This window comes from Chamaesiphon sp. OTE_75_metabat_556 (assembly GCF_031378165.1).
Lineage (GTDB): Bacteria > Cyanobacteriota > Cyanobacteriia > Cyanobacteriales > Chamaesiphonaceae > Chamaesiphon.
Genome location: NZ_JANNDR010000149.1, coordinates 1 through 1,637, shown reverse-complemented (window position 1 = coordinate 1,637; position 1,637 = coordinate 1). Strand labels below are relative to the sequence as shown.

The window sequence follows — 1,637 nt, the reverse complement described above, 5'->3', positions numbered from 1 at the left end:
AATATGTCCCCAGACTTGATGCGCCAAGCAGTCGCAATCATTAGAACCGCCAATCCTCGCATCAAAATCGAAGCATCGGGAAATATTACCCTGACGACGATTCGCCAAGTTGCCGAAACTGGCGTGGATTATATTTCTACTAGCGCGCCGATTACCCGATCTCCCTGGCTGGATCTGAGTATGCGGATTGCAACTTCTTAGCAATTATTGCAATTCAAAAATTTTGTCACCTCAGTTGCTCCGACAGGAGCAACTGAGGTGACATTTAAGTCGTCATAATGGGTGAAAGAAACTAGATCGGCAATCGGAAAATAAAATGCCAGAATTACAAACTGAATTCCTGTTCTCGCTCAAACTAATAATTGCTCCACCAATAGACATCGGACAGACCCCTGCTGGTCATCGTACGATCTTTATGATTGCGTCGGGAAGTTTTCAAGGTTCTAAACTTAAAGGAGATGTAGTCCCAATGTCTGGTGGCGACTACGCAACGATCCGAGCAGATGGCTCGATTGCGCTCGATGTTCGGGTGAGTCTCAAGACAGATGATGGTGCGCTCATATTCATGACCTATTTTGGTCGAATAGTAGCTTCGCCGGAAAACTTTGGCTATGCCCTGGATTTCGAGAAACCAGACGATCCACAAGGTGCAAACAAGTATTACTTCAGGACTAACCCACTATTTGAAACGGGAGACGAACGTTATGCCTGGCTTAATCAGATCGTGGCGGTTGCCAAAGGGCGCACAGGTGATGGTGGCGTAATCTATGAAGTTTTCGAGGTAAAGTAAGCATTCTGGAAACAGTTAACAATCAAGACATGATGGATTAAATTAGAATTAATTTCTTGAGATCCCTTAGTTAGTTTGGTCGCTAGGTAAGGGACTTCTATTTTAAGGGTTCGATCAATTATATTGAAAGATAACGAGCTATTTTACTAAGTCACCTGTCATGGGCAAAACCGTATTCATCACTGGCGCATCTACAGGCATTGGTAGAGCGACAGCCCAACTATTTCAGCAGCAGGGTTGGAATGTAGTCGCCACGATGCGATCGCCCGAAAAATCGCCCGAACTCGCCAACCTGCCGAATGTACTGTGTTTGCCATTGGATGTCACGCAGGTAGATACGATTCATGCGGCGAGCGATCAGGCGATCGCTCATTTTGGATCGATCGATGTCCTCATCAATAACGCAGGTTACGCGCTAATCGGTGCCTTTGAAGCCTGTGAGATGGCTGATATTCGCGGTCAATTTGAAACCAATGTATTTGGACTGATGGAAGTCACGCGGGCGATCTTGCCGCATTTTCGGCAGCGGCAGCAAGGTGTGGTGGTGAATGTCGCTTCAATCGGCGGACGGATGACATTCCCGATTTATAGTCCCTATCACGCTACCAAATGGGCGGTCGATGGCTTTTCCGAATCCTTACAATACGAATTGCGCCAGTTTAATATCAAGGTCAAAATTATCGAACCAGGTGCGATTAAGACAGATTTCTACGGTCGATCGATTAATGTCGCCAAAAAAGCCGGATTGACTGCCTATGACGACTATATTGATCGGACTCTACCCCAGATGGATAAAGCTGGTGCAAATGGTTCGCCGCCATCAGTCACCGCTCAAGCCATCTATAAA

At 46.4% G+C, this 1,637-nt stretch carries 2 protein-coding genes and 1 pseudogene; all 3 read left to right on the top strand.

Annotation, left to right across the window (positions count from 1 at the left end; all coding sequences use genetic code 11):
- Positions 1–201: pseudogene (locus tag RMO27_RS06380) on the top strand (nicotinate-nucleotide diphosphorylase (carboxylating)); the annotation flags it as partial.
- Positions 202–316: 115 nt separating this feature from the next.
- Positions 317–790, top strand: coding sequence for a DUF3237 domain-containing protein (locus RMO27_RS06375; protein WP_309730684.1), 474 nt, complete (start codon positions 317–319; stop codon positions 788–790).
- A gap of 160 nt (positions 791–950) precedes the next feature.
- Positions 951–1,637 (top strand): SDR family oxidoreductase (locus tag RMO27_RS06370; protein ID WP_309730676.1); only part of this gene is annotated, 687 nt, incomplete at its 3' end.

Coding starts and splice junctions, on each gene's coding strand:
- RMO27_RS06375 (WP_309730684.1), top strand. CDS start 317: ATGCCAGAATTACAAACTGAATTCCTGTTCTCGCTCAAACTAATAATT.